This window comes from Streptomyces sp. NPDC127119 (assembly GCF_042677425.1).
Lineage (GTDB): Bacteria > Actinomycetota > Actinomycetes > Streptomycetales > Streptomycetaceae > Streptomyces.
In genome coordinates this window covers 55737-81381 of the sequence record NZ_JBHXTO010000009.1, presented here as the reverse complement: position 1 = coordinate 81381, position 25645 = coordinate 55737, and the positions used below count along the sequence as shown (strand labels likewise).

At 67.0% G+C, this 25645-nt stretch carries 38 protein-coding genes and 1 pseudogene; 6 read left to right on the top strand and 33 right to left on the bottom strand.

Translation table 11 applies throughout. The features are described from left to right. Positions 1 to 21: 21 nt before the first annotated feature. The 31 genes and pseudogenes from infA to ACFVH5_RS07055 all read right to left on the bottom strand — a co-directional run bounded on the left by infA (position 22) and on the right by ACFVH5_RS07055 (position 19136). Positions 22 to 243 carry a translation initiation factor IF-1 gene (infA, locus tag ACFVH5_RS07205; RefSeq protein WP_003948620.1) on the bottom strand — a complete coding sequence of 74 codons (222 nt, stop codon included), beginning with the start codon at positions 241 to 243 and terminating at the stop codon, positions 22 to 24. A gap of 316 nt (positions 244 to 559) precedes the next feature. Further along, on the bottom strand, positions 560 to 1396 hold the full coding sequence (gene map, locus ACFVH5_RS07200) for a type I methionyl aminopeptidase (protein WP_385832569.1): 837 nt from the start codon (positions 1394 to 1396) through the stop codon (positions 560 to 562). Between the two features lie 101 nt (positions 1397 to 1497). Next, a complete protein-coding gene (locus ACFVH5_RS07195; RefSeq protein ID WP_385832568.1) occupies positions 1498 to 2208 on the bottom strand; it encodes an adenylate kinase in 711 nt (236 codons plus the stop codon). Then, positions 2208 to 3521 (bottom strand): preprotein translocase subunit SecY, encoded by a 1314-nt coding sequence (secY, locus tag ACFVH5_RS07190; RefSeq protein WP_210882047.1) that lies wholly within the window; start codon positions 3519 to 3521, stop codon positions 2208 to 2210. The genes ACFVH5_RS07195 and secY overlap by 1 nt, the downstream gene beginning before the upstream one ends. A gap of 248 nt (positions 3522 to 3769) precedes the next feature. Beyond that, positions 3770 to 4225, bottom strand: coding sequence for a 50S ribosomal protein L15 (gene rplO, locus ACFVH5_RS07185; RefSeq protein WP_328495908.1), 456 nt, complete (start codon positions 4223 to 4225; stop codon positions 3770 to 3772). A gap of 2 nt (positions 4226 to 4227) precedes the next feature. Then, positions 4228 to 4410 carry a 50S ribosomal protein L30 gene (gene rpmD / locus ACFVH5_RS07180; RefSeq protein WP_107022202.1) on the bottom strand — a complete coding sequence of 61 codons (183 nt, stop codon included), beginning with the start codon at positions 4408 to 4410 and terminating at the stop codon, positions 4228 to 4230. Positions 4411 to 4412: 2 nt separating this feature from the next. Continuing rightward, entirely contained in the window at positions 4413 to 5015 is a 603-nt protein-coding gene (rpsE, locus tag ACFVH5_RS07175) for a 30S ribosomal protein S5 (protein WP_055513610.1), read from the bottom strand. Between the two features lie 42 nt (positions 5016 to 5057). Next, positions 5058 to 5441 carry a 50S ribosomal protein L18 gene (rplR, locus tag ACFVH5_RS07170; protein WP_107022201.1) on the bottom strand — a complete coding sequence of 128 codons (384 nt, stop codon included), beginning with the start codon at positions 5439 to 5441 and terminating at the stop codon, positions 5058 to 5060. Between the two features lie 3 nt (positions 5442 to 5444). Next, positions 5445 to 5984: a 50S ribosomal protein L6 gene (gene rplF / locus ACFVH5_RS07165; protein WP_107022200.1), complete on the bottom strand. Its 540-nt coding sequence runs from the start codon at positions 5982 to 5984 to the stop codon at positions 5445 to 5447. Between the two features lie 24 nt (positions 5985 to 6008). Continuing rightward, positions 6009 to 6407, bottom strand: a complete 399-nt coding sequence (gene rpsH, locus ACFVH5_RS07160; RefSeq protein WP_081218894.1) for a 30S ribosomal protein S8 — start codon at positions 6405 to 6407, stop codon at positions 6009 to 6011. Between the two features lie 235 nt (positions 6408 to 6642). Further along, positions 6643 to 6828: a type Z 30S ribosomal protein S14 gene (locus ACFVH5_RS07155; RefSeq protein ID WP_003948630.1), complete on the bottom strand. Its 186-nt coding sequence runs from the start codon at positions 6826 to 6828 to the stop codon at positions 6643 to 6645. Between the two features lie 5 nt (positions 6829 to 6833). Further along, positions 6834 to 7391, bottom strand: a complete 558-nt coding sequence (gene rplE, locus ACFVH5_RS07150) for a 50S ribosomal protein L5 (RefSeq protein ID WP_107022199.1) — start codon at positions 7389 to 7391, stop codon at positions 6834 to 6836. Next, a complete protein-coding gene (gene rplX, locus ACFVH5_RS07145) occupies positions 7391 to 7714 on the bottom strand; it encodes a 50S ribosomal protein L24 (RefSeq protein WP_055513601.1) in 324 nt (107 codons plus the stop codon). The genes rplE and rplX overlap by 1 nt, the downstream gene beginning before the upstream one ends. A 2-nt stretch (positions 7715 to 7716) precedes the next feature. After that, entirely contained in the window at positions 7717 to 8085 is a 369-nt protein-coding gene (rplN, locus tag ACFVH5_RS07140) for a 50S ribosomal protein L14 (RefSeq protein WP_003992364.1), read from the bottom strand. Positions 8086 to 8187: 102 nt separating this feature from the next. After that, positions 8188 to 8475 (bottom strand): 30S ribosomal protein S17, encoded by a 288-nt coding sequence (rpsQ, locus tag ACFVH5_RS07135; protein WP_107022197.1) that lies wholly within the window; start codon positions 8473 to 8475, stop codon positions 8188 to 8190. Continuing rightward, positions 8475 to 8699, bottom strand: a complete 225-nt coding sequence (gene rpmC, locus ACFVH5_RS07130) for a 50S ribosomal protein L29 (RefSeq protein WP_003998824.1) — start codon at positions 8697 to 8699, stop codon at positions 8475 to 8477. The genes rpsQ and rpmC overlap by 1 nt, the downstream gene beginning before the upstream one ends. Then, entirely contained in the window at positions 8699 to 9118 is a 420-nt protein-coding gene (gene rplP, locus ACFVH5_RS07125; protein ID WP_099500627.1) for a 50S ribosomal protein L16, read from the bottom strand. The genes rpmC and rplP overlap by 1 nt, the downstream gene beginning before the upstream one ends. A 5-nt stretch (positions 9119 to 9123) precedes the next feature. Beyond that, positions 9124 to 9975, bottom strand: coding sequence for a 30S ribosomal protein S3 (gene rpsC, locus ACFVH5_RS07120; protein WP_107022196.1), 852 nt, complete (start codon positions 9973 to 9975; stop codon positions 9124 to 9126). Continuing rightward, positions 9975 to 10322, bottom strand: coding sequence for a 50S ribosomal protein L22 (rplV, locus tag ACFVH5_RS07115; RefSeq protein ID WP_030619142.1), 348 nt, complete (start codon positions 10320 to 10322; stop codon positions 9975 to 9977). Before rplV ends, rpsC begins: the two co-directional genes overlap by 1 nt. A gap of 42 nt (positions 10323 to 10364) precedes the next feature. Continuing rightward, the gene (gene rpsS, locus ACFVH5_RS07110) at positions 10365 to 10646 is read right to left on the bottom strand and encodes a 30S ribosomal protein S19 (RefSeq protein WP_006376029.1); all 282 of its coding nucleotides are present in this window, start codon (positions 10644 to 10646) and stop codon (positions 10365 to 10367) included. A gap of 12 nt (positions 10647 to 10658) precedes the next feature. Further along, positions 10659 to 11495 carry a 50S ribosomal protein L2 gene (gene rplB / locus ACFVH5_RS07105; RefSeq protein ID WP_028805741.1) on the bottom strand — a complete coding sequence of 279 codons (837 nt, stop codon included), beginning with the start codon at positions 11493 to 11495 and terminating at the stop codon, positions 10659 to 10661. A gap of 39 nt (positions 11496 to 11534) precedes the next feature. Next, positions 11535 to 11951, bottom strand: a complete 417-nt coding sequence (gene rplW / locus ACFVH5_RS07100) for a 50S ribosomal protein L23 (protein WP_107022195.1) — start codon at positions 11949 to 11951, stop codon at positions 11535 to 11537. Further along, complete coding sequence (gene rplD / locus ACFVH5_RS07095) at positions 11951 to 12607, bottom strand: 50S ribosomal protein L4 (protein ID WP_384801246.1); 657 nt, start codon at positions 12605 to 12607, stop codon at positions 11951 to 11953. The genes rplW and rplD overlap by 1 nt, the downstream gene beginning before the upstream one ends. A 7-nt stretch (positions 12608 to 12614) precedes the next feature. Beyond that, on the bottom strand, positions 12615 to 13259 hold the full coding sequence (gene rplC, locus ACFVH5_RS07090; protein ID WP_384801243.1) for a 50S ribosomal protein L3: 645 nt from the start codon (positions 13257 to 13259) through the stop codon (positions 12615 to 12617). Positions 13260 to 13275: 16 nt separating this feature from the next. After that, a complete protein-coding gene (rpsJ, locus tag ACFVH5_RS07085; RefSeq protein WP_003948644.1) occupies positions 13276 to 13584 on the bottom strand; it encodes a 30S ribosomal protein S10 in 309 nt (102 codons plus the stop codon). Positions 13585 to 14064: 480 nt separating this feature from the next. Next, the gene (locus ACFVH5_RS07080; RefSeq protein ID WP_385832565.1) at positions 14065 to 14784 is read right to left on the bottom strand and encodes a hypothetical protein; all 720 of its coding nucleotides are present in this window, start codon (positions 14782 to 14784) and stop codon (positions 14065 to 14067) included. A 575-nt stretch (positions 14785 to 15359) separates the two neighbouring features. Next, a pseudogene (locus ACFVH5_RS07075) lies at positions 15360 to 16391 on the bottom strand (putative T7SS-secreted protein); the annotation flags it as partial. Between the two features lie 98 nt (positions 16392 to 16489). After that, on the bottom strand, positions 16490 to 17461 hold the full coding sequence (locus tag ACFVH5_RS07070) for an SUKH-3 domain-containing protein (RefSeq protein WP_385832564.1): 972 nt from the start codon (positions 17459 to 17461) through the stop codon (positions 16490 to 16492). A 193-nt stretch (positions 17462 to 17654) separates the two neighbouring features. After that, positions 17655 to 18014 carry a hypothetical protein gene (locus ACFVH5_RS07065; protein ID WP_385832563.1) on the bottom strand — a complete coding sequence of 120 codons (360 nt, stop codon included), beginning with the start codon at positions 18012 to 18014 and terminating at the stop codon, positions 17655 to 17657. 274 nt (positions 18015 to 18288) lie between these two features. Further along, the gene (locus tag ACFVH5_RS07060) at positions 18289 to 18717 is read right to left on the bottom strand and encodes a hypothetical protein (protein WP_385832562.1); all 429 of its coding nucleotides are present in this window, start codon (positions 18715 to 18717) and stop codon (positions 18289 to 18291) included. Continuing rightward, positions 18714 to 19136 (bottom strand): hypothetical protein, encoded by a 423-nt coding sequence (locus ACFVH5_RS07055; RefSeq protein ID WP_385832561.1) that lies wholly within the window; start codon positions 19134 to 19136, stop codon positions 18714 to 18716. The genes ACFVH5_RS07060 and ACFVH5_RS07055 overlap by 4 nt, the downstream gene beginning before the upstream one ends. A gap of 53 nt (positions 19137 to 19189) precedes the next feature. Between ACFVH5_RS07055 and ACFVH5_RS07050 the strand changes: the two genes are divergently transcribed. Beyond that, entirely contained in the window at positions 19190 to 20233 is a 1044-nt protein-coding gene (locus ACFVH5_RS07050; protein ID WP_385832560.1) for a hypothetical protein, read from the top strand. Positions 20234 to 20251: 18 nt separating this feature from the next. Here ACFVH5_RS07050 and ACFVH5_RS07045 read toward each other — a convergent pair whose 3' ends face one another. Continuing rightward, the gene (locus ACFVH5_RS07045) at positions 20252 to 20443 is read right to left on the bottom strand and encodes a DUF397 domain-containing protein (protein WP_385832559.1); all 192 of its coding nucleotides are present in this window, start codon (positions 20441 to 20443) and stop codon (positions 20252 to 20254) included. Next, entirely contained in the window at positions 20440 to 21291 is an 852-nt protein-coding gene (locus tag ACFVH5_RS07040; RefSeq protein ID WP_385832557.1) for a helix-turn-helix domain-containing protein, read from the bottom strand. Before ACFVH5_RS07040 ends, ACFVH5_RS07045 begins: the two co-directional genes overlap by 4 nt. A 140-nt stretch (positions 21292 to 21431) precedes the next feature. Between ACFVH5_RS07040 and ACFVH5_RS07035 the strand changes: the two genes are divergently transcribed. The 5 genes from ACFVH5_RS07035 to ACFVH5_RS07015 all read left to right on the top strand — a co-directional run bounded on the left by ACFVH5_RS07035 (position 21432) and on the right by ACFVH5_RS07015 (position 25640). After that, a complete protein-coding gene (locus tag ACFVH5_RS07035; protein WP_385832556.1) occupies positions 21432 to 21929 on the top strand; it encodes an ATP-binding protein in 498 nt (165 codons plus the stop codon). A gap of 282 nt (positions 21930 to 22211) precedes the next feature. Continuing rightward, a complete protein-coding gene (locus ACFVH5_RS07030; RefSeq protein ID WP_385832555.1) occupies positions 22212 to 23105 on the top strand; it encodes a helix-turn-helix domain-containing protein in 894 nt (297 codons plus the stop codon). A gap of 52 nt (positions 23106 to 23157) precedes the next feature. Then, positions 23158 to 23757, top strand: a complete 600-nt coding sequence (locus tag ACFVH5_RS07025; RefSeq protein WP_385832554.1) for a Uma2 family endonuclease — start codon at positions 23158 to 23160, stop codon at positions 23755 to 23757. 145 nt (positions 23758 to 23902) lie between these two features. Continuing rightward, complete coding sequence (locus ACFVH5_RS07020) at positions 23903 to 24817, top strand: NADP-dependent oxidoreductase (protein WP_385832553.1); 915 nt, start codon at positions 23903 to 23905, stop codon at positions 24815 to 24817. Between the two features lie 361 nt (positions 24818 to 25178). Beyond that, positions 25179 to 25640, top strand: a complete 462-nt coding sequence (locus tag ACFVH5_RS07015) for a MarR family winged helix-turn-helix transcriptional regulator (protein ID WP_385832552.1) — start codon at positions 25179 to 25181, stop codon at positions 25638 to 25640. Positions 25641 to 25645: the final 5 nt, after the last annotated feature.

Sequence of the window (25645 nt, the reverse complement as noted above, 5' to 3'; positions counted from 1 at the left end):
GAAACGGGGCCCAGGCAAGATCTACTTGTACCGGTAGACGATCCGGCCACGCGTCAGGTCGTACGGAGACAACTCCACCACGACCCTGTCGTCAGGGAGGATGCGGATGTAGTGCATACGCATCTTGCCGCTGATGTGTGCCAGAACCTGGTGGCCGTTCTGGAGCTCAACCTTGAACATGGCGTTCGGAAGAGACTCGACGACAGTGCCCTCGATCTCGATGGCACCTTGCTTCTTGGCCACGCTTCGCCCTTCGAATCGACTACCTTGATCGACTCCGCGCTTACCACATGCAGACATGCGGATGCACGAGAGCCGACGAGTCAGTCTACGCCAGGGCCCCCGGAAAGACGAATCGAGAAAGTCTGCCCCACGTTCAAGATCCCTAAGCAGAGACCCGCCCCAAGAGGGGCGCGCTTTCAGGGTCGCGGGGAACGGCGCAGCCTTTTGCCCTCGGAGGGGCGCAGCCCCTTTAGGGGCGCGGGGAACGGCGCGACCAGCCCCCACCGAACCCGTACCCGTACCCGCACTCCAAGGGGACCCCTCCCCGGAGGGCGACCTACGCCAAGGGATCAGGCGCGGCAGTGATCCCGTACTCCGCAAGCTTCGCCTTACCCCCGTCAGGGGAAGTAAGGACAAGCGGACCCGCATCGGTCAGAGCGACAGAGTGCTCCCAGTGGGACGACCACGTACCGTCCGTCGTGATGACGGTCCAGTCGTCCGCGAGCACCTCCGTCCGAGGCGTCCCCAGCGAAACCATCGGCTCGATGGCGAGGCAGAACCCGGCCACCAGCTTCGGCCCCTTCCCCCGCCGCCGCTCGACGTAGTTCAGCAGATGCGGGTCCATGTGCATCTCGGTCCCGATGCCGTGGCCGCCGTAGTCCTCGACGATCCCGTACTTGCCGCCACCGGGCTTCGGCTGGCGCCGGATGTACGTCTCGATCGCCCGGGAGACGTCGACGAGCCGGTTCCCCAGCTTCATCGCCGCGATCCCCGCCCACATCGACTCCTCGGTCACCCGCGACAGCTCAAGGAGCTCCGGAGCGTGACCGGAGCCCACGAAGGCCGTGAACGCCGCGTCCCCGTGCCAGCCGTCGATGATCGCGCCGGCGTCGATCGAGATGATGTCCCCGTCCTTCAGGACGACGTCGTCGGTCGGGATGCCATGGACGACGACCTCGTTGACCGAGGTGCAGATCGTGGCGGGGAAGCCGCCGTAGCCGAGGAAGTTCGACTTCGCGCCGTGCTCGTCGAGCACCTTGCGGGCGACCTGGTCGAGATCCCGGGTCGTGGCACCGGGTACCGCGGCTTCCCGCGTCGCACGGTGGACGGCGGCGACGACCAGGCCCGCCTCACGCATCTTGGCGATCTGCTCGGGGGTCTTGATCTGCACCATGGGGGCCCGCGCTCTCCGTCTTCTCTGCCTACTGGGTTACGTACACAACAGTACGGCCGCGGCGCCCAGGGAGGGCACCGCGGCCGAACCGGTCGGGACGACTACTTGTCGTCGTCGCCCCGGCTGTCGTTCTTGTCCTCGTCGCGCTGATCCTTGCCCTCGGACTGACCCTTGAGGGCGTCCATCGCACGCTTGGTGACCTCGTCCACCTTGCCGAGCGCCGAGATCGTCACCACGAGGCCCTGGGCCCCGTAATAGTCGATGATCGGCTCGGTCTGGGTGTGGTAGACCTCCAGGCGCTTGCGGACGGTCTCCTCGGTGTCGTCGTCGCGCTGGTACAGCTCGCCGCCGCAGACGTCACAGACGCCTTCCTTCTTCGGCGGGCTGTACGTCACGTGGAAGACGTGACTCGACTCGTTGCGGCAGATGCGGCGGCCGGCGATGCGCTTGACCACCTCGTCCTCGGGGACCTCCAGGTCGAGCACCCCGTCGAGTTCCACACCATCGGCCTTGAGGGCCTGGTCCAGCGCCTCGGCCTGCGAGACGTTCCGCGGGAAGCCGTCGAGCAGGAAGCCGTTCACGGCGTCCGGCTGCTCCATGCGGTCCTTGGCCATCGCGATGGTGACCTCGTCCGGTACGAGGTTGCCCTCGTCCATGTACGACTTCGCCAGTTTGCCCAGGTCGGTCTGCTGGCTGATGTTCGCACGGAAGAGGTCGCCCGTGGAGATGTGCGGGATCGACAGGTTCTTGGCGAGGAACGCGGCCTGCGTTCCCTTGCCCGCCCCGGGCGGCCCGACGAGGACGATTCGCATCAGCGGAGGAACCCTTCGTAATTGCGCTGCTGGAGCTGGCTCTCGATCTGCTTCACCGTCTCCAGACCGACACCCACGATGATCAGGATGCTGGTGCCACCGAACGGGAAGTTCTGGTTTGCCCCGAAACCAACCAACGCCATCGTCGGTACGAGAGCGATCAGGCCCAGATACAGCGAACCCGGCCAGGTGATCCGGTTGAGTACGTATCCCAGGTACTCAGCGGTCGGCCGACCGGCCCGGATGCCCGGGATGAAGCCACCATACTTCTTCATGTTGTCCGCGACTTCTTCGGGGTTGAAGGAGATGGCCACGTAGAAGAAGGCGAAGAACACGATCAGCAGGAAGTAGGTGGCGATGTAGATCGGGTGGTCGCCTTTGGTCAGGTTCTGTTCGATCCAGGTCTTCCAGCCCGAGGTCCCACCTGCGAACTGAGCCACCAGCGCCGGGATGTAGAGCAGCGAGGAGGCAAAGATCACAGGGATGATGCCCGCCTGGTTCACCTTCAGCGGGATGTACGTGGACGTACCGCCGTAGGACCTGCGGCCGATCATCCGCTTCGCGTACTGGACCGGGATGCGGCGCTGGGCCTGCTCGACGAAGACCACGAGGCCGACCATGACGAGGCCGACCGCGATGACGGTGCCGAACTCGATCCAGCCGTCCGCCAGGTTGCCCTGCTGCTTGATGGCCCACAGTGCCGACGGGAACGTGGCGGCGATCGAGATGAACATGAGGATCGACATGCCGTTGCCGATACCGCGGTCGGTGATGAGCTCACCGAGCCACATGACGACGGCCGTACCGGCGGTCATGGTGATGACCATCGTGATGGTGACGAAGATCGACTGGTCCGGCACGATCTGGTTGGCCACCGGGCAGCTGGTGAAGAGCGCGCCGCTGCGGGCGGTGGCCACCAGGCCGGTGCCCTGCAGGATGGCCAGCGCGACCGTCAGATAACGCGTGTACTGCGTGATCTTCGCCGTACCCGCCTGGCCCTCCTTCTTGAGGGCTTCCAGGCGCGGGATCACCACGGTCAGCAGCTGCAGAATGATGCTCGCCGTGATGTACGGCATGATGCCCAGTGCGAAGATCGTGATCTGCAGCAGAGCGCCACCGCTGAACATGTTGACCAGACCGAACAGGCCCTGGTTCTGGCTCGCGTTGTCGATACAGATCTGGACGTTCTTGTAGTCGACACCGGGGATCGGGATGTGCGTACCCACCCGATAAACCACGATGATGCCGAGCGTGAAGAGCAGCTTCTTGCGCAGGTCGGGCGTCTTGAACGCCCGGGCGAACGCGGTGAGCACGGTGCCTCCTGCGACCCCCGCGCAAGTGCGCCAGAGGTGACGGTCTTGAGGTTCGACGAATAAGTAACGGACAGCTAACTAACAGTCAGAAGCCACCTGGAGTTCCCTGGCGGCACACCGGGCGAAAATTAGCAGCGCAGGCCACCTTACCGGCGACACCGCTCCCCTAGGAACGACCAACCGGGGATGCCCCTTTTGTGGGGCATCCCCGGTCGGGATCGCTCAAGTCATCGAATCGCCTGAAGAGATCAGATCAGCTCGGTGACGGTACCGCCGGCGGCGGTGATCTTCTCCTTGGCGGAGCCGGAGACGGCATCGACCGTCACCTGCAGTGCCACGGAGAGCTCGCCCTGGCCGAGGACCTTGACGAGGCTGTTCTTGCGAACCGCACCGTTGGCGACGAGTCCCTCGACGGTGACCTCGCCACCCTCCGGGTACAGCGACGCCAGCTTGTCGAGGTTCACGACCTGGTACTCGGTCTTGAACGGGTTCCGGAAGCCCTTGAGCTTCGGAAGACGCATGTGGAGGGGCATCTGGCCACCCTCGAAGCGCTCCGGAACCTGGTAACGGGCCTTCGTGCCCTTGGTACCACGACCGGCCGTCTTACCCTTGGACGCTTCACCACGACCGACTCGCGTCTTCGCGGTCTTGGCGCCCGGGGCGGGACGGAGGTTGTGGATCTTGAGCGGGTTGTTCTCCGCCATGATCAGTCGACCTCCTCAACCGTCACGAGGTGGCGGACGGTGTGAACCATTCCGCGGAACTCGGGGCGGTCCTCCTTGACGACCACATCGTTGATCCGCTTGAGACCAAGCGAACGAAGGGTGTCACGGTGGTTCTGCTTGCTGCCGATGAACGACTTCTTCTGCGTGATCTTGAGCTGGGCCATGATTACGCACCCGCTCCCGCACGTGCACGCAGGAGAGCCGCGGGGGCGACGTCCTCAAGGGGCAGACCGCGGCGGGCCGCGATCTCCTCGGGACGCTGCAGGCCCTTGAGGGCCGCCACGGTCGCGTGCACGATGTTGATCGCGTTGGAAGAGCCGAGCGACTTCGACAGGATGTCGTGAACGCCGGCGCACTCCAGGACAGCACGCACCGGGCCACCGGCGATGACGCCGGTACCGGGGGAGGCAGGCTTGAGCAGGACGACGCCCGCGGCCTTCTCGCCCGTGATCGGGTGCGGGATGGTGCCCTGGATACGGGGGACCTTGAAGAAGTGCTTCTTGGCCTCTTCAACACCCTTGGCGATCGCGGCCGGCACCTCCTTGGCCTTGCCGTAACCGACACCCACGGTGCCGTCACCATCGCCCACTACGACCAGCGCAGTGAAGCTGAAGCGACGACCACCCTTCACAACCTTGGCGACACGGTTGATCGCGACGACACGCTCGACGTACGCGGTCTTCTCGGCAGCTGCGCCGCCGTCACGGCCCTTCCGGTCCCGCCGCTCGCCGCCACCGGCACCGCTTCCGCGGCGCTGGGGTCCAGCCATTGGAATTACCTCTCTCTGTTTCCGCTAGCTACGGAACAGGACTCAGAACTTGAGTCCGGCTTCGCGGGCGGCGTCCGCCAGAGCGGCAATGCGCCCGGCGTACTGGTTTCCACCACGGTCGAATACGACAGCCTCGACACCGGCGGCCTTGGCGCGCTCGGCGACCAGGGCGCCGACCGACTTGGCCTGCTCGGACTTGTCGTTCTCGCCGCCGCGGATGGTCGTGTCCAGGGTGGACGCCGACGCGAGGGTGTGACCCTTAACGTCGTCGATCACCTGGGCCACGATGTGGCGGTTCGAGCGCGTCACGACCAGGCGAGGCCGCTCAGCCGTACCGGAGATGTGCTTCCGGATGCGGATGTGACGTCGCTTGATGGCAGCACGCTTGTAAGCGTCGCCCTTAGCAATCTTGACACCGTATGCCATGGCTTACTTACCCGCCTTTCCGACCTTGCGCCGGACGACTTCGCCCTCGTACTTGACGCCCTTGGCCTTGTACGGGTCGGGCTTGCGCAGCTTGCGGATGTTGGCCGCAACCTCGCCGACCTTCTGCTTGTCGATTCCCTCGACCGAGAAGTGTGTCGGGTTCTCGACCTTGAAGGAGATGCCCTCGGGCGCCTCGATCGTGATCGAGTGGCTGTAGCCGAGCGAGAACTCCAGGTTGGAACCCTTCGCCAGGACGCGGTAACCGACACCGCTGATTTCGAGCTTCTTCACGTAACCCGTGGTCACGCCGGTGATCATGTTCGCCACCAGCGTGCGGGACAGGCCGTGGAGGGCCTTGTTCTGACGCTCGTCGTTCGGGCGGGTGACATTGAGAATGCCGTCCTCGCCCTTGGCGACCTCGATCGGCGCCGCGACGGTGTGGGAGAGAGAGCCCTTGGGGCCCTTCACCTGAACCGTACGGCCGTCGATGGTGACGTCCACGCCGGCGGGAACCGTGATGGGGAGCTTGCCAATACGCGACATAGCTGTTTCCTCCGTTCCCTTCCGCTACCAGACGTAGGCGAGAACTTCTCCGCCTACGCCCTTCTTGCCGGCCTGCTGTCCGGTGAGGAGACCGTGCGACGTGGAGATGATCGCCACGCCGAGGCCACCCAGCACCTTGGGCAGGGAGGTGGACTTCGCGTACACACGCAGACCCGGCTTCGAGATCCGCTTGATGCCCGCAATGGAGCGCTCGCGGTTCGGACCGAACTTCAGCTCGAGGACGAGCTTCTTGCCGACTTCGGCGTCCTCGACCTTCCAGCCGGTGATGAAGCCCTCCTGCTGGAGGATCTCCGCGATGTGCGACTTGATCTTGCTGTGGGGCATCGCGACATCGTCGTGGTACGCCGAGTTCGCGTTACGCAGACGAGTAAGCATGTCTGCGATGGGATCAGTCATGGTCATGAATTGGCCTTCGGCCTCTCTCGCCGGGGTTTCCTGTATGCGCCATCCCTCTCCCCACTCAGTGGCGGGACGGGTGCGGTGCGGGGACCTACGGCGTAGTAAGCGTTAACTAGTGGGCTGTACCCACATGCGTCCGGGCGGCAGACGCCCAACCCTCCTAGCCTAAGCCATGGAGGGGAGAGCCTCTGCCAACCCACTGCTTACCGAGAGCGTCCGGTCGTCCCAGTTATGGGGACTACCAGGAGCTCTTGGTCACGCCCGGGAGCTCTCCACGGTGAGCCATCTCACGAAGGCACACGCGGCAGAGACCGAACTTGCGGTACACGGAGTGCGGGCGGCCGCAGCGCTGGCAACGGGTGTAGCCACGCACACCGAACTTGGGCTTACGAGCAGCCTTGGCAATCAGAGCCTTCTTCGCCATCTCGCTTACGCCTCCTTGAAGGGGAAGCCGAGGTGACGGAGAAGGGCACGGCCTTCGGCGTCGTTGGTCGCCGTGGTGACCACGGTGATGTCCATACCCCGGACGCGGTCGATCTTGTCCTGGTCGATCTCGTGGAACATGACCTGCTCGGTGAGACCGAAGGTGTAGTTGCCACGACCGTCGAACTGCTTGGGAGACAGACCACGGAAGTCGCGGATGCGCGGAAGCGCGAGCGACAGGGTGCGGTCCAGGAACTCCCACATGCGGTCGCCACGAAGTGTGACGTGGGCACCGATCGGCTGACCCTCACGCAGCTTGAACTGCGCGATGGACTTGCGGGCCTTGGTGACGGCCGGCTTCTGACCGGTGATCGTGGTGAGGTCGCGGATGGCGCCCTCGATCAGCTTGGAGTCGCGGGCGGCGTCGCCCACACCCATGTTGACCACGATCTTGACGAGGCCCGGGGTCTGCATGACGTTCTCGTACGAGAACTCTTCCTGCAGCTTGCCCGCGATCTCCTCGCGGTACTTCGTCTTGAGACGCGGAATGGTGGTGGTAGCCATCAGATGTCCTCACCCGTCCGCTTGGCAACGCGGATCTTGTTGCCCTCGTCGTCGAAGCGGAAACCGACGCGCGTGACGACCTTGTTGCCGTCCTTCTCAACGACCAGCTGGACGTTGGAGACGTGGACGGGCGCCTCGGTCGTGACGATGCCACCGGCCTGCGAACCGCGAGCGGTGGGACCGGCCTTCGTGTGCTTCTTGACCCGGTTGACACCCTCGACCAGGACGCGCTCGTCGCGCGGGTAAGCGGCAATGACCTTGCCCTGCTTGCCCTTGTCCTTACCGGTGATGACCTGAACCAGGTCGCCCTTCTTGATCTTCATGCTTACAGCACCTCCGGCGCGAGCGAGATGATCTTCATGAACTTCTTCTCGCGCAGCTCACGGCCGACCGGGCCGAAGATACGGGTGCCGCGAGGGTCGCCGTCGTTCTTCAGAATGACGGCGGCGTTCTCGTCGAAGCGGATGTACGAGCCGTCGGGACGGCGACGCTCCTTGACGGTGCGAACGATGACCGCCTTGATGACGTCACCCTTCTTCACATTGCCGCCGGGGATCGCGTCCTTGACGGTGGCGACAATGACGTCACCGATGCCCGCGTAGCGGCGACCGGAGCCACCGAGCACACGGATGCAAAGGATTTCCTTCGCACCAGTGTTGTCGGCGACACGCAGTCGCGACTCCTGCTGGATCACGTCTATCTCCTGATTGTCTGCCGGTTCCCGGCAGGGGCTCCTTCACGGAAACCCCTGCCGAGCCTGGCGGAACCAACCTGCGGGAAACCCCTCAGGTACTTACTACTTGGCCTTCTCGAGGATCTCGACGATGCGCCAGCGCTTCGTCGCGGACAGCGGCCGGGTCTCCATGATGACAACCCGGTCGCCGACGCCCGCGGCGTTCTGCTCGTCGTGCGCCTTGAGCTTGTTCGTACGGCGGATGACCTTGCCGTACAGCGCGTGCTTGACGCGGTCCTCGACAGCGACGACGACGGTCTTGTCCATCTTGTCGCTGACGACCAGACCCTCACGGGTCTTGCGGAAACCGCGGCTCGTCTTGGTCTCTTCGGTCACGTTGTTCTCGCTCATCAGGCGCTCTCCACCGTCTCGATGCCCAGCTCGCGCTCACGCATCAGGGTGTAGATCCGCGCGATGTCCTTGCGGACGGCCTTGAGCCGCCCGTGGTTTTCGAGCTGACCGGTCGCCGCCTGGAAGCGGAGGTTGAACAGCTCTTCCTTGGCTTCGCGAAGCTTCGCAAGAAGCTCCTCGTCACCCAGTTCGCGCAGCTCGGACGCCTTGGTACCGGCCGACATCACGCTTCACCTGCCTCGCGCTTGACGATCCGGCACTTCATCGGCAGCTTGTGGGCTGCGCGAGTGAGGGCCTCACGGGCGATCTTCTCGTTGGGGTAGGACAGCTCGAACATGACCCGGCCCGGGTGCACGTTCGCGACCCACCACTCGGGGGAACCCTTACCGGAACCCATGCGGGTCTCGGCGGGCTTCTTCGTCAGCGGACGGTCCGGGTAGATGTTGATCCAGACCTTGCCGCCACGCTTGATGTGGCGGGTCATCGCGATACGAGCCGCCTCGATCTGGCGGTTCGTGACGTACGCCGGCGTGAGGGCCTGAATGCCGTACTCGCCGAACGAAACCTGCGTACCGCCCTTGGCCTGACCGCGGCGCTTCGGGTGGTGCTGCTTGCGGTGCTTGACCCTACGAGGGATCAGCATTTCGGTCAGGCCTCCGTTCCGGTGCTCTCGGCCGGAGCGGCAGCGGCGGCGGGAGCGTCGGCCTTGGGGGCCTCGGCTGCCGGCGCGGACTGCTGCTGCGGCTTGCGGCCACGGCCGCCACGCTCGCCACCACGACCGCCACGGGCCGGGCGGTCGCCGCCGCCACCGGCTCCACCACGGGCCGGGCGGTTACCCGCACGGGCCGCGGCGTTCTCGGCGCGGACCTCGGCGATGTTCTTGACATCGCCCTTGTAGATCCAGACCTTCACACCGATGCGGCCGAAGGTCGTCTTGGCCTCGAAGAAGCCGTAGTCGACGTTCGCGCGGAGCGTGTGCAGGGGCACACGGCCCTCGCGGTAGAACTCCGAGCGGGACATCTCGGCGCCGCCGAGACGGCCACCGCACTGGATCTTGATGCCCTTGGCGCCGGCCTTCATCGTGCCCTGCATGCTCTTACGCATGGCGCGACGGAAGGAGACGCGGGAGGACAGCTGCTCGGCGACGGCCTGGGCCACCAGCTGAGCGTCCGTCTCCGGGCTCTTGACCTCAAGGATGTTCAGCTGGACCTGCTTGCCGGTCAGCTTCTCCAGGTCACCGCGGATGCGGTCGGCCTCGGCGCCGCGGCGGCCGATGACGATGCCCGGGCGCGCGGTGTGGATGTCCACACGGACGCGGTCACGGGTGCGCTCGATCTCCACCTTCGAGATGCCGGCGCGCTCCATGCCGGACGTCATCATCCGACGGATGGCGACGTCTTCCTTGACGTAGTCCTTGTACAGCTTGTCGGCGTACCAGCGGGACTTGAAGTCCGTGGTGATGCCGAGCCGGAACCCATGCGGGTTAACCTTCTGGCCCATTACCGGGTTCCTTCCTTGCTGCTGACGACCACGGTGATGTGGCTGGTCCGCTTGCGGATCCGGTAGGCGCGGCCCTGGGCGCGCGGACGGAACCGCTTCAGGGTCGGACCCTCGTCGACGTACGCCTCGGAGATGACGAGGCTGTCGGCGTCGGTGTGGTCGTAGTTGTGTGCGGCGTTGGCGATGGCGCTGTCAAGCACCTTGCCGACGGGCACGCTCGCGGCCTGCGGGGCGAAACGCAGGACCGCCTGAGCCTCCGTGGCATCCATGCCACGGATAAGGTCCACCACACGGCGGGCCTTCATGGGCGTGACGCGGATGTACCGCGCCTGGGCCCTGGCTTCCATGGTTGTCCTTCCAGTGTCTGTCATGGTCGATTCCACCCCGCGTTAGCGGCGCTTCGACTTCCGGTCGTCCTTGACGTGACCCCGGAAGGTGCGCGTCGGCGAGAACTCGCCGAGCTTGTGGCCGACCATCGACTCGGTGACAAACACCGGAATGTGGGTCTTGCCGTTGTGCACCGCGATCGTGTGGCCGAGCATGGCCGGGATGATCATCGAGCGACGGGACCAGGTCTTGATGACGTTCTTGGAACCGGCTTCGTTCTGTACGTCCACCTTCTTGATCAGGTGGTCGTCGACGAAGGGCCCCTTCTTGAGACTGCGCGGCATCTAAACCCGCTCCTAGCGCTTCTTGTTCGTCTTGCGGCGGCGGACGATGTACTTGTTCGATGCCTTCTTCGGCGAACGAGTACGACCCTCCTTCTGACCCCACGGCGAGACCGGGTGACGTCCACCGGAGGTCTTGCCTTCACCACCACCGTGCGGGTGGTCAACCGGGTTCATCGCCACACCGCGAACGGTCGGGCGGACGCCCAGCCAGCGCTTGCGGCCGGCCTTGCCCCAGTTGATGTTCGACTGCTCGGCGTTGCCGACCTCGCCGACGGTGGCGCGGCAGCGCACGTCGACCAGGCGGATCTCTCCGGACGGCATGCGCAGGTGGGCCATCTGGCCCTCCTTCGCGAGCAGCTGCACGGAGGCACCGGCGGAGCGGGCGAACTTGGCACCGCCACCGGGACGGAGCTCGATCGCGTGGATCGTGGTACCGACCGGGATGTTGCGGAGGGCCAGGTTGTTGCCCGGCTTGATGTCGGCCCCGGGACCGTTCTCGACGCGGTCGCCCTGCGACAGGTTGCGGGGGGCGAGGATGTAGCGCTTCTCGCCGTCCGCGTAGTGAAGCAGCGCGATGCGCGCGGTGCGGTTGGGGTCGTACTCGATGTGCGCGACCTTCGCCGGCACGCCGTCCTTGTCGTGCCGACGGAAGTCGATGACGCGGTAGGCGCGCTTGTGTCCGCCACCCTGGTGGCGAACGGTCACACGACCGGCGTTGTTACGGCCGCCCTTGCTGTGCAGCGGGCGGACCAGCGACTTCTCCGGCGTGGACCGCGTGACCTCGACGAAGTCGGCGACGCTGGAGCCACGACGCCCCGGCGTAGTCGGCTTGTACTTGCGGATTCCCATTTCTCAGTCCTCGTCCGATATTCGGACCAGGGCGCTCCGTTAGGAGGCCTGGCCGAAGATGTCGATACGGTCGCCCTCAGCGAGGGTCACGATGGCGCGCTTGGTGTCAGCACGCTTGCCGAAGCCGCTCTTGGTCCGCTTGCGCTTCCCCTGGCGGTTGATCGTGTTGACCCCGGTGACCTTGACCGAGAAGACCGCCTGGACGGCCTGCTTGATCTGGGTCTTGTTGGCGCCCGGCGCGACGACGAAGGTGTACTTGCCCTCGTCGAGCAGCGCGTAGCTCTTCTCGGAGACGACCGGCTTGATGAGGACGTCACGGGGATCCGTGAAGCTCTTGCTCAGCGGCGTCTCAACGGTGTTCTTGCCCTCGGCCTCGTGGCGCTTCGCCTTGGCGATGCGCGCGGCCTTGGCGGCCTTGGCCGCCTTGGGGGCAATGCTCGGGTGACGCGTAGCCATCAGGCTTCGCTCCCTTCGGTGTCAGCGGCCTGGGGGCCAGACACGAAGGACTCGAAAGCGGCCTGGGTGAAGACCACGTCGTCCGAGACGAGAACGTCGTACGTGTTCAGCTGGCCCGGCTCCAGGATGTGGACCTGGGGCAGGTTGCGCGCGGAGAGCAGCGCGGCCTCGTCGGCACGGTCGATGACCAGGAGCAGGTTCTTGCGCTCCGAGATCTTGCCGAGCAGAACCTTCGCGGCCTTGGTGGAGGGGTTGTCGCCCTCGATCACGCCGGAGACGACGTGGATGCGAGCGTTGCGGGCCCGGTCGGTGAGGGCGTGGCGCAGGGCCGCGGCCTTCATCTTCTTCGGGGTCCGCTGCGAGTAGTCACGCGGCTGCGGGCCGTGGACGACGCCACCGCCGACGAACTGCGGGGCGCGGGTCGAGCCCTGGCGCGCACGGCCGGTGCCCTTCTGGCGGTAGGGCTTCCTACCGCCACCACGAACCTCGGCGCGCGTCTTGGTCTTGTGCGTGCCCTGGCGGGCAGCGGCCAGCTGGGCGACTACGACCTGGTGAAGCAGCGGGATGCTGATCTTCTCGACGTCGAAGATCTCCGCAGGGAGCTCGACCGTCCCGGTCTTGTCGCCTGCCGGCGAAATGATGTCAACAGTGCTCATCGTTACCTCAGGCCCCCTTGGCCGCGGTGCGGACCAGGACGAGGCCGCCGTTCGGACCAGGAACCGCGCCCTTGATGAGGAGCAGGCCCTTCTCCGCGTCAACGGCGTGGACGGTCAGGTTCTGGGTGGTGACCCGCTCGTTGCCCATGCGACCCGCCATGCGGAGGCCCTTGAACACACGGCCCGGGGTGGCACAGCCACCGATGGAGCCCGGAGAGCGGTGCTTGCGCTGGACACCGTGGCCGGCGCCGAGGCCATGGAAGTTGTGACGCTTCATGACACCGGCGAAGCCCTTGCCCTTGCTCGTGCCGGTCACGTCCACCTTGATGCCGGACTCGAAGGTCTCGGCGGTGATCTCCTGGCCGAGGACGTACTCGCTGGCGTCAGCGGTACGGATCTCGACGAGGTGACGGCGGGGAGTGACGTCGGCCTTGGCGAAGTGGCCCTTGAGGGGCTTGTTCACCTTGCGCGGGTCGATCTCGCCGAAGGCGATCTGGACCGACTCGTAGCCGTCGACGTCATTCGTACGGACCTGGGTCACGACGTTGGGGCTGGCCTTGACGACGGTGACCGGAACAACACGGTTGTTCTCGTCCCACACCTGCGTCATGCCGAGCTTCTCGCCGAGGATGCCCTTGATCTGCTTAACCATTCTCAGACCACATCCCTTAGAGCTTGATCTCGATGTCGACACCGGCCGGGAGGTCGAGTCGCATCAAAGAGTCAACGGTCTTGGGGGTCGGGTCGAGAATGTCGATCAGGCGCTTGTGCGTGCGCATCTCGAAGTGCTCGCGCGAGTCCTTGTACTTGTGCGGCGACTTGATGACGCAGTACACGTTCTTCTCAGTGGGCAGCGGCACCGGGCCCGCGACCGACGCACCAGTGCGCGTCACCGTCTCGACGATCTTCTTCGCCGAGGAATCGATGACCTCGTGGTCGTAGGCCTTGAGCCGGATGCGGATCTTCTGTCCCGCCATGGCTACTCAGTAGTCCTTTGTCTAGTGAAACGCTCTGCAACCCCGCGGGTTCGCGTCCTGTCTCCGACCCACGCGGTCGGGTGTGTCGCGTCCTCACCGCAGAGATATCCACAAACGGATTTCCCTACCAGGGACACGGCCCATCCCAAAGACGACCGCAGGACCGGGGGCGGAACACCCACCGGGTGCCTGGTCTGCACCCCGCTGACACTTCCCGGAAGATTCCCGTACGTCCGCTCCAGCGCTGCCCTGGGGCAGTTGGGGCGACGAGTACTGTGGGACTCGCTTCCGGTCCTCCCGGCGGGAGGCGCGCAGCATCGGCACTCAACCGAGCAACCCCGACAGTCTGCCACACGGGGCAGCGACCTGGCGAATCGAGCCGGAGAGGATACCCCCGGGGGGACGGGCGTCAAACTCTTCGGACGGACCGGCCCTGTCGGCGAGCCGCCGCAGGGCCTTCCGGGCCCGACGTCCGGCTTCTCAGCCCCGCAGCTCGTCGCCTTCCAGCGCGTCGTAGTCGATCGGCCGGTACCCCGGGGCGTAGTCCCGCAGGAACGCGGCGGCCTCCGCCGGCAGGGGCGGGGTCGCGATCACCGCGTACTCCAGTACGCGCTTGGGGGCGAAGTACTTCCAGAACTCGTACTCCGGCTCCCCCGCCGCGAGGCCCGGATACCGGCCCGTGACACCGAGGCTGTCCAGGAGTTCGGCGAGTGTGGCGTCGGCAAGGCCCGCCATCGGCTCCCCCGGGAGCACGATCCGCTCCACCCCGGGGTCGAGACGAGGCGGCTTCCCCTGCGCGATGGCCTCCATCTGAGGCCGGTCCAGCACGTACCAGGGCCCGGCATGCTCCAGCACGAGCCAGCTGTCCCGGGTGTCGCTGCGGTGGACGGCGCATTCGTCACCCCGGAAGATCTCCTCGACGTACCCGAGACCGGGCTGGACCAGGGTCTGGGCCCCGCCGGCCGCCTGAAACGTGATCTCCCTCCCGTGCCCTGTCGCGATCCCCGCGAACTCGGCGGCGAACTCCGACCGGACGGCCGACGCCCGCAGGCAGGAGAAGTGCAGCGACCCGACGAGAAACGCGTGCTCCTCCCGCCAGGTCGCCCGCATGAGCCGGTACGAGGGAACATCGCTGGCCCACCCGGGGATGTGCAGGACGAACTCCCCGCAGAAGACACACGAGGCGTATTCACTACTCATTACGGCTTTCCCTTTCCGCGGCGCGGTTCATGCCAACGTATGCACATCGGTTATCCCATTTGCACGGGAACGATGAACCCCAACGGATTCACCGGACCACCCTCAGGGTACGTTCCCTGCGGCAGTTCACGGATCCCGTCACCGTCGAAGAACCGCAGGTTTCCGTCCCGGCTGACGACCACTTCCATATGATCCGACGCCTTGTACTCCAGGTCCCGCGACATACTGTTGGGCATTCCCTGCGCCTGTTCTATTCGGTTGGGCGGTCCGGGAATTCGGTCTTCCGGGTGCGTATGGGCGATGAAGTCGTAATCCTGGCCCCTGAGGTCCCGCGGAATGGAACTGGTCCGCTCCGTCCCCCGGAAGAGACGCAGATCCCCCGCCGGGTTCTGGATGATGGCGTGCTCGACCCCGTGGAAGCTCTGGAGTTCGGAGAGATGGGAGACGTTCACCTCGCCGGGCCGGATGGGTATGTGGCCGTTCTCCAGCGCCCGGGTGAGCTGCCTGGCCTTCGGGGACAGTGCCCGGTAGGGGATCTGGCCACCCGGCATGCGGGCCGCGCCCTTGAAGACGCCGCTCATCCCGCGCACGCCCTCGGCCATGCCCTTCATCCCGGCCTTGATCCCGTTCAAGCTCCGGAGCCCTTTGAGCCCCTTGGCGAGCCCGCCGAGGGTGGTCAGCCCCTTCATCCCCGGAATGCAGTCGAGCGCGGCAAAAGCCACATCCCACAGGGAGGCCTGCCCCTTCATATATTTGTTGAGAGTGTCCGCGAGGACGATCAGCGCGGCGATCAGCACGATCGCACCGAGAATCGGCCCGCCGATAATCATCGCGATAATGCCCAGCACCGCCACGACGACCTTGCAGACGGCGACGATGGTGTCCCAGTTGTCGACGAACCAGTCGCCGACTTCTTCGTACCACTTACGGTTCGGAATGCCGGCGTCGGAAGCGTCATCGAGCTTGCGCTTGGCTTCCCCGGCGGCGTCCTCACGCATCTGACGCGCGTCGGCGGCCATCTTCTTCGCCGCGTCCAGCGCACTCTGCGCGGAGGTCACATCCGACTGAGCGGCGGTGTGCGCGTCCTTGGCACTCTGCGCGTCACGGGTGGCGGCCCGCACCTTCGCTTCATCAGGCTTCGGAACGTCCTTGCCCGCCGACCCCGGATCGTCCTTGTACTTGTCCGCTTCCTTGTTCGCCCGCGTCACCCACGAATCGGCCGAGGACAACTTGGACTTGGCGGACGACAGATCAGCCTGCGCGTCCCGCCCCTTGGCGAGGGCCTTGTCGGCCAGCGTCTGGGCACGCTCAAGCTCGGGCCAGTACGCCGCCAGCGCATCACCGGCCAGGTCGTACGACTTCTTCAGCTTCTTCAAGTTCTTCGGCACACCCGAGAACTCGTCCCGGAACACCTCGGCCGTCTTGCCCACCATCGTCAGGACGGCGTCTTCCTCCGCCATGCCCTTGACGAGCCGCAACGCATCCTGCACGTCGTCGGCGAAGTCGTGCAGGCTCTTGGCCAGGGACTTCACCCGAACCGGATCCCCAGGCGTCGGATCCTTGTCCAGGTCCAGGACATGCCAGTCCGTCGGCCGATACCCCGCCATCACGCAACCCCCGTCGCACCAGCCCCGTCAACCACACATACGCAGCAGCGAATTTACTAGGCACAGGCGTTCGGCGTGAAGATCGGCCGTTCAGCTCGTCAGTGGTCGCCCAGCCGCCACGTGAGCCGCTGCACCGCCTCGTCGGGCGTGGGTGCCAGCAGCCAGACGCTGTCCATGCCTGCATAGACAGCCCCGTCCGCCGCCATGGCCAGGTACTGGTTCCCGCGGTCACGCATGCCGATGGGATACAGAGTGTCTACGCCTGCCTGCTCGGCGAGATCATCAATGATCTCCGCGTCCCAGAACGCCAGGAGCGGATCCAGTCGGAACTCCATGCACGACGTGGCGTCCAGGGGATCTCGGTAGGGCACACCCACCGCACCGAACTCCGCCAGAAACCGGCGCGCGGCATCGTGGATCTCGTACTCACCGCTCTGCAGAAGGGCGCTTTCCCAGGTGTCCGTGGGAATTGCCCGGCCCGGACACCAGCCTCCTGCCCGCAGCACCCGATCCGTCTCCGCCGACCAGCGCACCCCGGCGTCCTCGCCGGGGTGCGCCACGTCGAACCTCCGCCAGAACGGAGGAGGGTCCGCCGGCACGTCGGGCGTCCACAGGGCTGCCTGCGCCCCTTGCAGCGTGACCAACCGGTCCAGCGCCTGGTCGATGGTCGTCGCCAGCGGTTCCGCCCGGTCCCGAAGCAGGTGCAGTGCGCCCTCCTCCGTGATCCCCAGGAAGCCGGCACCTTCGTCCGCCGTGCCCACCGGGTAGAGCGGCGCCCCTATTTCCCGGCTCGCCCGCGCGAACAGCTCGTCCTGCCACCCGGCCGCCAGGGGGTCGAACCGGACGGACGACGAAGTGGTGATCGAATCGGCGGGCCAGCCGTACGTCACGAGACCGCCGAACTCGGCGAGGAGCCGGCGCGCTGCGTCATGAGCCACGAAGGCCCCGCGTTCGCTCAGGATCGCTTCCCAGGTCGACGTCGGCACCGTCCGTCCGGGACGCCAGCCCGCACGACGCAGCACGTCCTCGGTCTGCGGGGACCAGTCCCGTCCTGTCCGCTCTTGCGTCACTTACCGCGCCTCCACAGCCGCCATCACGCAACCCCCGTCACGCCTACCCCCGCCGACCGTGCCATCGCACGCCTTGCCCTCAGGAGCGGCGACCTCGCAGGAACCGCCGCGCGTCGCCGACCGCGTCCGTGGCCAGCATCCACCAGTACTCCAGCTTGTTCTGCACGGTCATCCGGACCATCTGCCACTTGAATCACGGTGGGAGTTGCCGGAACGGTACGTAGTCGAGGGTGTCGTCGATGGCGTTCTCGGCCATGCTCCTGCGGCCGTGGCCCTCCGCCCGCAGCGCGGCGTACAGCTCTGGTGTCAGTTCGCCGTTGAGCCGGGCCGCGGTGCCCGCCGCGGTGAAGGCGAAGCCGCATTGGCCGATGTCCGGCAGCTGCATCGCCCTGACGATCCGAGGTGACGCCTCGGCCAGCGAGCAGTTGAAGGCTAGCCCGATCGCGGCGGAGCCCAGTGAGTCCTCTCCGCGTTCGTACGCCGCGTCCCACTCGACGGGGTCGTCGAAGCGGAGCAGGCTCTCGTCACCGTCCCAGTCCCACCCGGCCGCCATGTCCCCTCCTCCCGATGCCGATCTCCTCCCGATGCCGATCGATACCGACCGTGCTGGCACAGGACCCGCCGGCCGTCCTCGACCTCCTGGCCATGCCCCGCCCAGCAGCACGTCCTAGTTGAAGCCGAGCTCGTTGCCCACTCGGTCATTCCCATCTGCCACGTCTCCGGCGCACAGCCTTCTTCCACGCGCCCTCGGCCGCATCCGCGGCCCGCATCCACCAGTACGCACACTTGGGCGCCATGGTCCGCCTTCTCCCTCCACCACCGACCAGTCAGGGCCCGTCCGAAAAGGGATCAAGGTGTCCTCCCCATTGGAAGCCCCATGCCCCTGTCTCATCGTCGAGAGCGGCGCGGAGTCCGCGATCTGGGAGGGCGAATTCGTTGCGCAGCCAAGCGTCCATCGCCAGCGCCGCCGCCTCGGACCGGTAGTGGGCGAGGGGGAAGGTGAGCGCGGCGACCTCGACGAGCAGGCCGTCGGGATGCTCGGAGGACAGGTCGGCGGAGTGCACCGAGAGCCCGAAGGCGAGCCATGCGGCGTCGCGCCAATGGGTGCCGCTCGGAAGCGTCAGCGAGACGTTGCGGTAGACCTGCAGGCAGCCCGCCGCACCGGTGCCGGGGAGGCGATACTCCGCCGTCAAGTCCGCGGCCAGACCGCCCTGAGAGTGGGTGCCCCGGAGCCGGTACTCGACAGTGCTGCTCATCCCTCTCCCCCGCCCTGAACGTCCCCGCGGAGGGTCCACGCGGGCGAGCCCTCCGGCGGACGCGGGCGGATCCGCAGTCGCGTCACGTCGATGCCCGCGTCCGCGTCCGCGCCCGCGTCTCCCGTCGGAAGACGTCCGGCGTCGTCGGGGTAGTAGTACGGGCTGTAGGCCCAGAACTCCGGAAGCTCATGGCACAGGAGATCGGGGTACGGAGCTATCTCCGTTCCTCCGTACCTCTCATTGATCCTCGCCACCGCCTCCGCGCGGGAGATACCGAACCGCCCCACCATTTCGTCCGCTATCTCGCGGAAATAGCCGAGCATTCCTTCGCCCAGCTTCATGTGAAATTCCGCGGTCACGGCGTTTGCATCCCCCTCGGTGGACCAGGTGTACGCCGCCGCCCGCGTCCCATCGGCCATCGGACGTGCCCCACCTTCACCTTGCGCCCGCGTGCACACATAGCCTCTCCCCCATGCCCCGCACCACCCCACCCCGCCCCCTCGACATCGTCGCCCTCTTCCCCGAGTTGGCGCCGATGGCCCGTACCGCCGTACGGCTGCACCCGCGTGCCGGTGCGCCGGCCGCCGCCGACAGTTCGATCGGCGGTCCTCTTCTCTGGCCGGCTGACGAACCGTGGCCCACCTGCCCGGATCACGCCGGACCCTCGCACCGCGGTGTCGCCCCCGACGACGTACGGCTGAGGCGGCGCATCCTCGACGAAGCCTGGGACCGGCCACGCGCCGAGGGTGCCGATCTCCTCACCCCCGAGGAGCAGGTGATCGTCGACCGCGCCTCGTTCTCCGGCCGGACCCGGATATCCCTGGACGGCCCGGCCCCCATGATCCCCGTGGTCCAGCTGTACGCCGCCGACGTCCCCGCGCTGCCCTGCCCGGCCGGTACCGATCTGCTCCAGGTCCTGTGGTGCCCCTTCGACCACGCCGCGGACCATCTCCCCGCGGTCACGCTCCGCTGGCGTGCCTCCGCCGACGTGACCGACCCCCTCACCGCCGCCCCGCAGCCCTCGGTGATCGGCAACGACGACTACCTCCCCGAGCCCTGCGTCCTCCACCCCGAGACGGTCACCGAGTACCCGGCCCCGCACGAACTGCCCGAGGACCTGGCGGACCGCATCGAAGCCTGGGAGGAGGAGCAGGCCCCGGAAGAGCCTGAGGATGGGGATGAGCTGGATGACGTCGACGTCATCGGCTATCAGTACGACCTCAGCGTCGCCCCGGGCTGCAAGCTCGGCGGCCACGCCCCCTGGAGCTTCAGCGATCCGTTCCCCATGGCATGCCCCGAGTGCGGCTCGGACGTACGGCCCCTGCTCACCATCGACGGCAGCGAATGGGACGGCGGCAACGGGAGTTGGCGTCCTGTGGAGGACGCCGGCTATACGGGGCTGCACTACCGCGGCCCGTCCTGCGCGACCCAGCTGAACATCGGCCGCAGCTACAACTTGCAGCTGTACGTGTGTACGGTCGCGCCCGGCCATCCGCATGTGCAGAACATGCAGTGACCCGGCCCCCGGCCCCGGCTAGTGGCCCGGCGCCAGGGGTGCCACGAACGACGCCCAGGCGGCAGGGCTGAGGGTGAGCCGCGCCCCGGCGGGGTTCTTGGAGTCACGGACGTGGACGGCGGCGGGGGCTTTGGCTATTTCGACGCAGTCGTCAATCTCGCCGCTGTCGCTGTAGCTGCTTTTGAACCAGCGGAGTTCCGTGGTGCTCATAGCTCTCCCAGCGTTCGTTCGATGAAGGCCAGCGACTCCCCAGGCGTGAGAGCCTGCGCCCGGATCATGCCATAGCGCAGTTCAAGAATACGAAGATCCCTGGGGTCGCTGACAGGGCGGCCGTTGAACGCGCCAGGGCAACGTCCAACCGCCGTTCCGTCGGCGAACTTCAGCACCTGGATCAGACCCTGCACCCCGGCATGCTCTTCGCGCTTGGTCGGCATGACCTGAAGTGTGACGTTCCGCAGCTTCCCGACCTCTAGCAAGTGTTCGAGTTGCCGCCGTAGCACCATGTTCCCACCGAGGGGGCGTTCCAGCGTCACCTGTTCCTGGACAAAGCTGAGCGTCGGAGCAGGCTCTCGCTCGAAGATCGATTTCCGGGCCAGGCGCGCAGCGATGCCCCTTTCCACTGCGTCCGGCGAGTGCATGGGCTGTCGCATCTCAAACAGCGCCCGCGCGTACTCCGGCGTCTGCAACAACCCTTGGATGTTGTGGTTGCTGTATTGCAGCAGCTCAACCGCCCCGTCCTCCAACTCCTTCAGTTCCCGCATCTTCTTCGGGTACCGGGCCCTCTCCACATCCCCCTTGAACGCCTTGAGGTGCCCGCTCGCCTTCAGCACCTCGTCCGCCCGGTCGAGGAACTCCGGCCGGGGAATCCGCGCCCCGCGCTCGATCTTGCGGATCATGTCCTCGCCGTATCCGAGGGCCTCACCGACGTCGGCGACCCGCAGCCCGGCCGCCTCGCGGCAGATCCTGACCAGCCGTCCGACGGCCTCCACCAACGGCGCGCTCTCGTCCCCCGGTTCGAGGTCCCAGCCCGCCTCGTCCACGCCCTCACCGCTGCTCATCTCCACCCACCTCCAACATCCACCCGCACCCGTACGACACCCGAGACAGCCAGGACAGACCGGGACCACAGAGCGACAGTCCCGATACGCACAGTCGTAACCCCAGCTCAGAGTAGACACGGGTGGCCACGCTGTGTGACGTGAATCAAGAAACCGTCCGCAGCTTCAGCCTGCTCCTGTCAGCGACACCCCGCGGCGCCCGTCTCGCCCGGCGGTTCACGACCGAGCAAGTCCGCGCCTGGGAGCTGCCGTTGGACCCCGACCGCGCGGAGCACATCGTGGCCGAGCTGGCCGCCAACGCCGTCACGCACGGCCGCGTCCCCGGCCGCGACTTCCGTCTCACGCTGTACGTGATCGGCGGCACCCTTCGCATCGAGGTGACCGACACCCGCGGCGACCGTCGGACCCTCGGCCCGCAACACCCGGGCCCCGCCGACGAGTCGGGGCGCGGACTCGTCATCGTGGAGGCGCTTTCCGACCGTTGGGGCGTCATGCCCGGCAGACCCCCGCGCAAGACGGTCTGGGCCGAGCTCAACTTCGTACCGCATCCGGCACCGTCATCAGCACTGACGCCGGCGCTGAAGCCCGTCGGCTCCGGACCCGCCCGCACCGGCCCCCGGATTCCACCGTCCCGGTAAACGACCGACCGATACCGCCCGGCATCAAATGCTTTTCAAGAACTCGGGGAGAGAACCCACCAAACCCAGCCCCGCCCGGCTCTCACCTGACCCGGTTCGGCCTCTCGTCAGCACCGCGAACCCGCATCGCCCACAAGGGTGACAATCCGCAACTCAGCTGGATTTCCGACTGGTTGTCGGTCATATGCTCGCCCGAACAGACCCCAGAACATGCGACGGCCCCCGGCCGGGACTGGACTCCCGATCGAGGGCCTGACCACCAAGGAAGCGAGAACCTTCCCGATGGATACGCAGCACTTTAGCGCGCCCCCGTGCGCCCAGTCCCGGCTTCCGCGCCAGCATCCGCGAGGCGTCACACACGTCAAAGTCCGCCACACCGCCCGCTTCACGGTGATCGGCAATCATCTCGCCCAGCACCCGCAGCTGTCGGGGCTCGCGATCGGGCTCGGCGTCCACATCCAGTCGCTGCCCACCGGTGCCCGCGTCGACATCAGGACGCTGACGGACCGCTTCCCCGAGGGCGAGACGCGAATCGCGTCGACCCTAAGGGAGTTGGAGGCCCACGGATATCTGGCCCGCACCCGCCACCGCCTGCCGAGCGGGCATCTCGTCACCCGAACGGTGTCGTACAACCAGCCGGGGGCCACCAAGATCCCGGTCCGGGAGCCCCGCCCCACCCCTCGCCCCACTCCTCCGCCGAGACCTGCGCCCGCGCCAGCGCCCGCCACAACCCCCGTACAACCGGACGTCAAGACTCCGCCGCCCGCCACGCCACCAGCCGCACCCCCTCCCGCACCCCTCCACCACCCGGCCGCCACCCTCCTCGCGAGCCTGCACCGCGACGACCCCCGCCTGCTCCTCCCCGAGCGAGTCGTGCAGCATCTCGCCCCCGCGGTCACCGCCTGGCTGGACCGCGGCGTCACCCCCGAAGCCGTACGCCGGACCCTGACGGCAGGCCTGCCCGAGGGCCCGTTCCGTCATCCGGCCGGCCTCCTGGCCCACCGCCTCACGGAGCTGCTCCCACCACCGCTCCCCGCCATCGCGACAGCCGGGACCGCACCGTCCGAACGCCCCTTCCCCCTGCGGAACTGCGACGGCTGCGACCGCGCCTTCCGCTCACAGGAACCAGGACACCGCTGCCGTGACTGCCGATCCAATCCCCAGGAGGCCACCTAGCATGAAGGGGACGATCCTTACCCCCCGGCACCCAGCACGAGGAGCGAGCGCCATGACCATCGCCTCGGACGACACACGGCCCGGCGCTCACCACCGCTACCAGGCAATGCGCGAATTCCTTGAGTCGATGGACGACACGCTCCCCGGGAAGTTCGAGATCACCAAGGAAGGAATCGTTCACGACATGATGTCGCCGGGAGGGCCCCACGAGGTGACGGCAGCACTCGTCAGCCGCCGTCTGGAGAAGGTCATGCCGGACGAGCTACTGGCTCACACCGGCACGCCAGATGTGGAGGACGAGCCAGAGGGCATCATGCGCCACCCCGATGTGATGCTGATCGCGTGGGACGACCTCAACGTCGAGGGCTCCATCGACTCCCGAACGCTCATCGCCGCCATCGAAGTGGTCTCCCGTTCCAATCCCGAGAACGACTGGGCCGGCAAGGCGCGCGATTACCCGCTGCTCGGAATCCCCATCTACGCGATCTTCGACCCCCGTACCGGCACAGGAGCCGTCCTCTCCGACATCCACCCCACCCCCGACGGCCCCCGCTACGCGACCCGCAAGGACTTCCTCTACGGCGAGGACGTCACGATCGCCGAGTGGACCATCTCGACGGCCGACCTGCCGCGATACCCCGCCACGGACTGACAGCAGCACCGGGACATCCCCGGCTCCAGAGCGCCCCTCCACCAACTACTTGGCTAGCCACATAATCGGTGCTACTTTTTATGTGGCTGGCCACACAAATGTGGTCGGCGGTCGCAAGACCGGCTCACCGAAGGAGACATCAGTCATGAAGGCCATCGTTTTCGACGCGTTCGGCGGCACCGAGGTTCTGCACGAGGCCGAGATCGAGGTGCCCCAGCCGGGGCCCGGCCAGGTCCGCGTCCAGGTCCGGGCCGTGGGCGTGAACCCCGTGGACGGAAAGATCCGCTCCGGGACCATGGAAGCCATCTTCCCCACCACCCTGCCCGCGGTCCCCGGCGGCGAGATCGCCGGAATCATCGACGCCCTCGGCGAAGGCGTCGACACCTTCAAGGTCGGCGACGAGGTACTGGGCTGGTCCGACACCGGCTCCTACGCCCAGTACGCGCTGGCCGACGCGACCGTCCTCGCCCCCAAGCCCGCCGCCCTGGACTGGACGCAGGCAGCCGCACTGCCCGTGGCGAGCGACGGCGCCGAGCGGGTCCTGGACCTCCTCGACGTCAAGGCCGGCGAGACGCTGCTGATCCACGGCGCGTCCGGCGCCCTCGGCACCATCGCCGTGCAACTCGCCGTCGCCCGCGGCGCCCACGTCATCGGCACCGCCGGCCCGAACAACCAGGAGTACGTCACCTCGCTCGGCGCCACCGCACTCGTCTACGGGGACGGCCTGGTCGAGCGGGTCCGCGCGCTCGCCCCGAACGGCGTGGACGCGGTCTTCGACGCCGCGGGCAAGGGCGCGCTGGAGGACTCCATCACCCTGCGCGGCGGTACCGACCGGGTCGTCACCACGGCCGACTTCCGGGCCCGCGAACTGGGCATCGTCTTCGCCGAGGGCCCCCAGCGCCGCTCGGCCACCCGCCTCGCGGAACTTGCCCGCCAGGCCGCCGACGGCGACCTGACCGTCACGGTCGGCACGACGTACCCGCTCGCCGACGCGGCCAAGGCGCAAGAGGTCAGCGACGGCGGCCACGGCCGCGGAAAACTGGTCCTCACAGTCGCCTGACCCTCCGGTGCAGCGACACCCACGAGGGCAACGCACCCTTGGATTTCGGGTGCGGGCCCGGTGGGGGCGGGCCGCGCAGTTCCCCGCGCCCCTTACAGGGCCTGGGACAAGCCCCCACCAACCCGCAGCCAAACCTCACACCCCCACCCCCACCCGCAGGGGCGCGGGGAACTGCGCGACCAGCCCCCACCGACCCACACCCCACAACCCAACGCCAGCCCCACCCACCCAGGGGCGCGGGGAACTGCGCAATCCTGTAGGCCACCCCCCACCGAACCCGCACCCCCGGACAACCAAGGGGCGCGGGGAACTGCGCAATCCTTTGGGCCCACCCCCACCGACCCGCACCCAAGGAACACCAATGACCAACCCCACCCCCCCGACCGCGGCACGCGACGGAAGCCTCAGCTACGCCGTCTTCGTGCTGGCCCGCACCCACCGCGGCCACGCCGCCACCATGCTCCGCGCCATGAACCTGCATCCCGGGCAGGAACTGCTCCTGATGCAGCTCTTCGACCGCGACGAGCAGACCCAGTCCGAACTCCTGGAAGGCGTCGGCCTCGACCACTCCACCGTCTCGAAGTCGCTGCGCCGCATGCAGGAGGCCGGGCTCCTCACCCGGGAGCCGTCCGCCCACGACCGGCGCGTCCTGGTCGTCCGCCTGACCGACGCCGGCCGCGCCCTGCGCGCCCCCATCACCGACATGTGGCGGACACTGGAGGAGATCTCCGTCCGCGAGCTGACGGCGGAACAGATCGAGGCGTTCACCACGACCGCCTACACGATCGAGCAGTCGATCAAGGACCACGGCCACCAGCCCTGACAGGC